The organism is Sphingobium sp. D43FB (assembly GCF_002312805.1).
Lineage (GTDB): Bacteria > Pseudomonadota > Alphaproteobacteria > Sphingomonadales > Sphingomonadaceae > Sphingobium.
Map to the genome: position 1 here is coordinate 1 of NZ_NMUA01000181.1, position 531 is coordinate 531.

Annotated in this window: 1 protein-coding gene; it reads right to left on the bottom strand. The window is 53.3% G+C overall.

Annotated features, from left to right (window positions below; genetic code table 11):
• Positions 1 to 283 precede the first annotated feature (283 nt).
• Positions 284 to 531: hypothetical protein (locus SxD43FB_RS25725; protein WP_217988843.1), on the bottom strand; the 248-nt coding region annotated here is incomplete at its 5' end.

A 531-nucleotide genomic window follows, 5' to 3' on the forward strand; every position in this document is an offset into this window, starting at 1 on the left:
TAAAGGGCGCTCGGCAATTGCATATTATATGGAACCTCAGCGTTTACGCCCCTATCATTCGCTCTTGCCCGACGCCGCTGGACCGGTACTAACCATCAGCCGCCCTATCAGGCTGTAGCTCCCCCCACTTCACGTCAGAATCAGAATATACCGAGGAACGATTTGTTAAGCTGGGGCACAAATTCAGAAGCTGAACGCGCATGATGCCCACCATTTCGGCGAGAAGATTACTGGTGCCTACAGGACGGTCGATAAAAACTGAGCCGAGATCCGATGTCCAGGTTCAATCCGCGCAATGATGGGCTATCGTGATATGAGCAGCGCCATCCGAAAATTGCCGCGCCACTTTGATTGGATGGGTGCCGTCACCTTCTCCGACAGCGATATTATGGGCGGTCTCGACCGCTAGTGGATTGATCGGAACGAATGAGTCCATTTGAAGGATTCCCATATTGTCGTTGGCATGCGACGATGCGGCATGCGAACGGGTATTCAGATCGAGGTCACTGCACCGGACACAACGCGGCTTGA